Origin of the sequence: Hymenobacter sp. (genome assembly GCF_035709525.1) — a bacterium.
In the GTDB taxonomy this organism is placed as follows: Bacteria; Bacteroidota; Bacteroidia; order Cytophagales; family Hymenobacteraceae; genus Hymenobacter.
Genome location: NZ_DASTEP010000177.1, coordinates 1 through 6,905, shown reverse-complemented (window position 1 = coordinate 6,905; position 6,905 = coordinate 1). Strand labels below are relative to the sequence as shown.

Annotated in this window: 5 protein-coding genes; 4 read left to right on the top strand and 1 reads right to left on the bottom strand. The window is 62.8% G+C overall.

Annotated features, from left to right (window positions below; all coding sequences use genetic code 11):
• Together VFO93_RS16025 and VFO93_RS16020 are read left to right on the top strand one after the other, a co-directional pair.
• A partial coding sequence (locus VFO93_RS16025) for a PDZ domain-containing protein (RefSeq protein ID WP_325135378.1) occupies nt 1-1,011 on the top strand: 1,011 nt, incomplete at its 5' end.
• Between the two features lie 156 nt (nt 1,012-1,167).
• A complete protein-coding gene (locus VFO93_RS16020; protein ID WP_325135377.1) occupies nt 1,168-1,986 on the top strand; it encodes a M48 family metalloprotease in 819 nt (272 codons plus the stop codon).
• A 163-nt stretch (nt 1,987-2,149) separates the two neighbouring features.
• Here VFO93_RS16020 and VFO93_RS16015 read toward each other — a convergent pair whose 3' ends face one another.
• Nucleotides 2,150-2,782 carry an LON peptidase substrate-binding domain-containing protein gene (locus VFO93_RS16015; protein ID WP_325135376.1) on the bottom strand — a complete coding sequence of 211 codons (633 nt, stop codon included), beginning with the start codon at nt 2,780-2,782 and terminating at the stop codon, nt 2,150-2,152.
• Between the two features lie 173 nt (nt 2,783-2,955).
• On the opposite strand from VFO93_RS16015, the gene VFO93_RS16010 reads away from it, so the two are divergent.
• Together VFO93_RS16010 and VFO93_RS16005 are read left to right on the top strand one after the other, a co-directional pair.
• Entirely contained in the window at nt 2,956-3,339 is a 384-nt protein-coding gene (locus tag VFO93_RS16010; protein ID WP_325135375.1) for a hypothetical protein, read from the top strand.
• A gap of 370 nt (nt 3,340-3,709) precedes the next feature.
• Nucleotides 3,710-6,905, top strand: a 3,196-nt coding sequence (locus tag VFO93_RS16005) for a CusA/CzcA family heavy metal efflux RND transporter (RefSeq protein ID WP_325135374.1), incomplete at its 3' end; no start/stop codon positions are given.

Sequence of the window (6,905 nt, the reverse complement as noted above, 5' to 3'; positions counted from 1 at the left end):
CTGTACTCGACCACGCTGGGCGCGCGGCCGGGCACCTACGCCAACCCCGTGGCATACACCAATTTTATGCGGCTGGTGGCGCACGAGTACTTCCACCTCTGGAACGTGAAGCGCATCCGGCCGGTGGCGCTGGGGCCGTTTGACTACGACCGCGAAAACTACACCCACATGCTGTGGGTGAGCGAGGGCCAGACTGAGTACATGGCCAACCAGCTGGTGCAGCGCGCCGGCCTTGTGTCGCCGCAGGAGTACTACGACCAGCTGGCGGGCGTGATTGGCGGCGTCGAAAACCAGCCCGGCAACAAGCAGCAGCCGGTAGCAATGGCCAGCTTCGACGCCTGGATTCGGGCCTACCGGCCCGACGAAAACTCGCGCAACTCGGAAATCAGCTACTACGACAAGGGCGAGGTAGTGGGCCTGGTGCTCGACCTGATGCTGGTGCAAGCCACCAACGGCCAGAAGCACCTCGACGACGTATTCCGCCTGCTCTACGACAAATACTACAAGGGCCTGAAGCGCGGCTTTACCGACCAGGAATACGAAGACGCGGTAGCCGAAGTGGCCGGCCGCCGCTTCGATGACTTCTTCCGCAACTGCGTGTATGGCACCCGCACGCTCGACTACGCCACCGCCCTGGGCTACGTGGGGCTGAGCTTCACGAGTGCCCCGGCCAGCGCCAACGGCGCGCTCGGGGCCACGGTGGTAAACCGCGCCGGCCACTACCTCGTGACTTACGTGAAGCGCGACGGCACCGCCTGGAACGGCGGCCTCAACGCCAACGACGAAATCCTCCAACTCAACGGGGCCGCGCCCACCGACGAGGCCGTGAAGCAGGCCGTGAACGGCAGCGCCCCCGGCACGGTGCTGAAAATGCAGGTGAAGCACGGTGCCCAAACCCACGACCTCAGCCTCACCTTGCAGCCCGACCCCGACCGCAAGTACCAGATTCAGCCGGCCGCCGCGGCCACGCCCGAGCAGCAGCGCCTGCTGGCCAAGTGGCTGGGCAAGTAGGAGCGAGGCAGCGCCAAAAAGCAGCCCCGGCCGACTGGCCGGGGCTGCTTTGCTTTTGGGGGTATTCTGAGGAAAAACTGACTCTGATAACCCAACCCCGCGCCGGCCGTTGAAGGGAATTACGCCCGCTTGGGCATCCTTCTATTTCTTTCACTTATGCGCTTAAATTTTCGCTTCATTATCGCCCTCGTCATGGCGGCCATTGCCCTGATAGGGTACTTTTTTAACACCTCGACCAACCCCGTGACGGGCGAGAAACAGCACGTCAACATGTCGGCCAGTCAGGAAATTGCCCTTGGCCTGCAAGCTGCCCCCCAAATGGCGGCCGAGTACGGCGGCGAAAGCCGCGACGCCCGCGCCGTGGCTGCCGTGCAGCAGGTGGGCCAGCGCATTGTGCAAGCTAATCAGCTCGACCAAAAAACCGAGTACCGCTACCAGTTTCACTTGCTGGCTGATGACCAGACTATCAATGCCTTCGCCCTGCCCGGCGGGCAGGTGTTCATCACGATGGGCATTCTGAAGAACCTGAAAACCGAAGCCGAGCTGGCTGGCGTGCTGGCCCACGAGGTCGGCCACGTAGTGGGCCGCCACTCGGCCGAGCAGGTGTCGAAAAGCCAGCTCACGCAAACCCTGAGCGGGGCCGCCGCCGTGGCCGCCTACGACCCCCAAAACCCCGGCAGCAGCGTAGCCAAGGCCGCCGCCGCCGCCATGATTGCCAAACTTATTACCCTGCGCTTCAGCCGTAATGATGAACTGGGAGCCGACGACTTTGCCGTCAAATTTCTGCCCCCGGCCGGCTACGACCCCCGCGCCATGATAGGCGTGATGCGGATGCTCGAAAGCAAAAGCGGTGGCGGCGGTGGCCCGGCCGAGTTTATGAGCACCCACCCAAACCCCGGCAACCGCATCGCGGAACTGGAAAAAGACATTCAGCAGGCCTACCCGCAGGGCGTACCGGCTGGGCTGAAACCGTAGAGAACATAGTCGGACAGGAAACGTCTGACGAGTCATGCTGAACGCAGTGAAGCATCTCTACCGCATCGTTTGGATACGTATCTCAACTGTGCGGTAGAGATGCTTCACTGCGTTCAGCATGACTCGTTTCTGCTTTTCTAATCTCAGAAGCAAGTAACCAACCTTAAAAATTCGGTGGCTGCAAGTGCTTGAAGTGACCATTCTGCTTTACGCGTTCCTTGAGGCGCTCGGCCTCTAGCACGGCGGGTAGCAGGCGCTCGAGGTGCTCGCGCACCATTTCCTGGCGCTCTTGCTCGGCGGTGGTGCCCAGCAGCTGGTACTCCTGCTCGGTGCTGAGGCCGATGTGGTGGGCCACGTCGAAAATCTTGAAATCGGGAGCCAGCTGCAAAAGCAGCTTGCGCAAGCCCAGCGCCTCGTAGAGCTGCCGCACCTGCCTGGCAATAACTTCGCGCAGCGCGGGGTCGGCCTCTTCGTCTTGCACTATTTCTTCGATTTGGCCGGCGGCGTAGAGCTTGCCGGGGGCCTGGCGCATAAACTTGCGCACCCGAAACACGCCGACGGCCTCGGTTTTGATATCCATTTCGCCGCCGGCGTGGGTTTTTTCCACGCTCAGCAGGCGCATTTCGGTGCCCAGCTCCTGCACCGAATTGTCGAGGTAGGGCGGAATGCCGAACGTGATGCCTTCGGTGAAGCAGTCGCGCACGAGCTCGCGGTAGCGCGGCTCGAAGATGTGCAGGTTAAGCTTTTCGCCAGGAAAGGCGACCAGATTGAGCGGAAAGAGCGGGAGAAGGCGCATAGATGAGCCAAGAATACGACGGGCCGCCGAATGTTTGGCCGCAGCCGCTCGTCGGCGTGTATTTAGAATTGCTCTTAATTTTGCGGGCCGCTGGCATTTCGCAAACTTTTGGTCGGGGCCGGCGTTGTGAGGCTGCTATGAAATCAGTGGTTGCGTCTTTTCTGGCTTGCCTGATGCTGCTTGGCAGCTTCATCCCGCAGAATGACCTGGCGGAGCTGAGCAAGCTGCCCACGCTGCTCGAGCACTACCGCTTTCACCACTCGGCCGAGGGCGGCGGGCTATCGCTGAGCGCCTTCTTAATCGAGCACTACGGCGCGGGCACCCGGCACCTGCACGGCTGCACCCTCAGCCAAGCGCACCACCAAGACCACCACAACCTGCCCCTGCACAATTGCCACGGCAACTGCGCGGCGGGGGTATTCGTGCTGGCCGCCGGGCGGCCGCTGCTGCCCCAGGCCCAGCCTGCGCCGCGCGCAGGGTTGGTGTACCGCCCGGTAGCGCCGCTGCCGTGCCCCGCGGGCCTCGCCGGGGCCTTGTTAGAGCCCCCCAGAGCGTAGCCGGGTTTCCGTTAGGTTTTAGCGAGAGGTGTAGAGACGCGATATTTTGCGTCTTGCACCTGAAAAGCATGTGGGCGTGCTACCTAACGCGAGACGCAAAACATTGTGTCTCTACGCAGGTCAAATGCCTTATTTGACAGCGGATTGAAGATTCGGTGCGGAGACGCAGCCTTGCGTCTCGCCGTTGCGGGACTCGCCAGGCGTGAGACGCAAGGATGCGTCTCTACACTCGTTCGGCGCGCATTATGCAAGCTTGGCAATGCCGGGCGACTATACTACTACGAGCTTTTGCGGGATAGGCACGAAGTGGCTTTTTAGCCCCGTGCGATGGGCGTGGCCCCGGCGCAAAAGCTCTTTGCTTCAAATTAAGATGCTTCATAAAATCATTGCGGCCAGTGTCCGCAACAAGCTGCTGGTGGCGCTTATGCTGCTGGGGCTGCTGGGCTGGGGTGGGTTTTCGGCGGCCAATCTGCCGCTCGATGCCATTCCCGACGTGACGAATAACCAGGTACAGGTCATCACCCAAAGCCCGGCCCTGGCCGCGCAGGAGGTCGAGCAACTGCTCACGGTGCCGCTGGAATTGCAGCTGCGCACGGTGCCGGGCGTCACGGAAATCCGGTCGATTTCGCGCTTCGGGCTGTCGGTGATTACGGTCGTTTTCCCCGACGATATGAGCACCTACCAGACCCGGCAGCTGGTGGCCGAAAAGCTCAAAAGCGCCGAGGCCGACCTCTCGGCCGGCGACGGCGTGCCCACGATGGCCCCCATCACAACGGGCCTGGGCGAGATTTACCAGTACAGTATCCGCGTCTTGCCGGGCTACGAAAAGCAGTTTTCCTTGGCCAAGCTGCGCGACGTGCAGGACTGGATAGTGCGCCGCCGCCTGGCCGGCGTGCCCGGCGTGGTAGACGTGAGCAGCCTCGGCGGCTACCTGCGCCAGTACGAGATAGCCGTAGACCCCAACCGCCTGGCCGCCAACAACGTGACGATGGCCGAGCTCTACGCCGCCTTGCAAGACAACAACGGCAACACCGGCGGCGCTTACCTCGAGCGCGGCCCCAACGCCTACTTTATCCGGGGCGAGGGGCGGGCCAATTCGCTGGCCGACCTGGGCGCGACCGTAATCAAGCAGGCCGCGCAGGGCGCGCCGCTGCTGGTGCGCGACGTGGCCACCGTGCGCATGGGCCACGCCGTGCGCTACGGCGCCATGACCCGCAACGGCCAGGGCGAAACCGTGGGCGGCGTGGTGCTGATGCTGAAAGGCGCGAGCTCCGAAAGCACCATCAAAAACGTGAAAACGCAGGTGGCCGAAATTCAGAAAACGCTGCCCAAGGGCCTCGTCATTACCCCCTTTCTCGACCGCACCAAGCTCATCGACAAGGCCATTGCCACCGTGCAGCACAACCTGGTGGAGGGCGGCGTCATCGTGCTGCTGGTGCTGCTGCTGCTGCTCGGCAACTGGCGGGCCGGCGTGGTGGTAGCCACCATGATACCGCTGTGCATGCTCTTCGCGCTGGGCATGATGAGCCTCTTCGGCGTGTCGGCTAACCTCATGAGCCTGGGGGCGTTGGACTTTGGGCTGATAGTGGACGGGGCCGTGATTATCGTGGAGGCCGTCATTTTTCATCTCGTGCATCAGCGCACGCAGGCCGCCCACGAAACCATGGACGACGTGACCGAAACGGCCGCCACGCGCCTCATGTCGTCGGCCTTGTTTGGGCAGCTCATCATCCTCATCGTGTACTTCCCCATCTTGTCGCTCACGGGCATCGAGGGCAAGATGTTCCGGCCGATGGCGCTCACCGTGAGCTTTGCCATCGTTGGGGCTATGCTGCTGTGTGTCACGTATGTGCCGGCCGCCACGGCCTGGGTTTTGAAGAAAGACATCAAGGAAGAAGATACACTGGCTGACCGCATCATGAAGTTTTTGCACCGCGGCTACGACCCCATCATCCGGGCGGCGCTGGGGGCGCGGGCGCTGGTAGTAAGCGCGGCGCTGGCGCTGCTGGTGCTGGCGGGCTTCCTTTTTTCGCGCATGGGCGGCGAGTTTATTCCGCAGCTCGACGAGGGCGATTTTGCCGTGAACGTGACGCTCGCGCCCGGCTCGTCGCTGAGCCAAGCCGTGGCCACGACCACCAAGGTGCAGCAGATTTTGCTGAAGCAATTCCCCGAAATCGAGCAGATAGTGGGTAAAAACGGCACTTCCGAAATCCCGACCGACCCGATGGCGATGGAAGATTCCGACCAGATGGTAATTCTCAAAGACCGCAGCCAATGGACCTCGGCCGGCAGCCGCGAGGAGCTGGCCGGCAAGATGCAGGCCGCGCTGGCCGGCGTGCCCGGCGTGAGCATGGAGTTTCAGCAGCCCATTCAGATGCGGTTTAACGAGCTGATTTCGGGTGTGAAATCCGACGTGAGCATCAAAATATACGGCGATGACCTGGGCATTTTGTATGAGAAAGCCAACGAGGCGGCCGCCCTCATTCGCCCATTGGCCGGCGTAGGCGACCTCAAGGTGGAGCAAATCGCGGCTTTGCCGCAGCTGCGCGTGCGCTACGACCGCCAGAAGCTGGCCCAGTACGGCCTCAAGGTGAGCGACTTGAATACGCTGCTGCGCTCGTCGTTCGCGGGCGACGTGGCGGGGCAAGTGTACGAGGGCGAGCGCCGCTACGACCTGGTGGTGCGCCTCGACAGCACCCACCGCGCGGGCCTCACCAACCTGCAAAACCTGTACGTGGATGCGCCCAGCGGCCAGAAAATCCCGCTCGACGAGGTCGCCACCGTGGCGTATCACAACGCGCCCATCCAGGTCTCGCGCGACGATGCCCGCCGCCGCATCAACATCGGCATCAACGTGCGCGGGCGCGACGTGCAGAGTTTGGTGCAGGAAATTCAGCCCCTACTGGCGGCCCGCCTCAAGCTGCCCGAGGGCTACACGCTCAGCTACGGCGGGCAGTTTGAGAACCTGGTGCAAGCCAAAAAGCGGCTGGCAGTGGCCGTGCCGGTGTCGCTGGTGCTCATTTTTATGCTGCTCTACCTCTCGTTTCGGTCGGTGAAGCAGGCGCTGCTCATTTTTACGGGCGTGCCGCTGGCCACCATCGGCGGCATCGTGGCGCTGTGGCTGCGCGGGATGCCGTTCAGCATCTCGGCGGGCGTGGGCTTCATTGCCCTCTTCGGGGTGGCCGTGCTCAATGGTATTGTGCTGCTGGCCAGTCTCAACGAGCTGGCGCTCGAAGGCGTGCGCAGCGTGCGTGAGCGCGTGCTGCGCGCCACCGAGGAGCGGTTCCGGCCGGTTATTCTCACGGCCAGCGTGGCCTCGCTGGGCTTTCTGCCGATGGCCTTATCGACCTCGGCGGGCGCGGAGGTGCAAAAGCCACTGGCCACGGTAGTGATTGGTGGGCTGATTTCGGCCACGCTGCTCACGCTGGTGGTGCTGCCGGTGCTGTACTCGTTCTTTACGAAGGACGGCGAACCTAACCCCAAGGAGGCCGCGCGGGTGGAGGACGAGGCGAAGCACGCGGCTGAAACCAGCGAAGCCAGCGCGGAGAACCTCACCCCCCCGCCCC

Bases quoted from the DNA above. Each gene is read 5' to 3' on its own strand.
- VFO93_RS16020 (WP_325135377.1), top strand. From the start codon at position 1,168: ATGCGCTTAAATTTTCGCTTCATTATCGCCCTCGTCATGGCGGCCATT.
- VFO93_RS16015 (WP_325135376.1), bottom strand. From the start codon at position 2,782: ATGCGCCTTCTCCCGCTCTTTCCGCTCAATCTGGTCGCCTTTCCTGGC.
- VFO93_RS16010 (WP_325135375.1), top strand. From the start codon at position 2,956: ATGCTGCTTGGCAGCTTCATCCCGCAGAATGACCTGGCGGAGCTGAGC.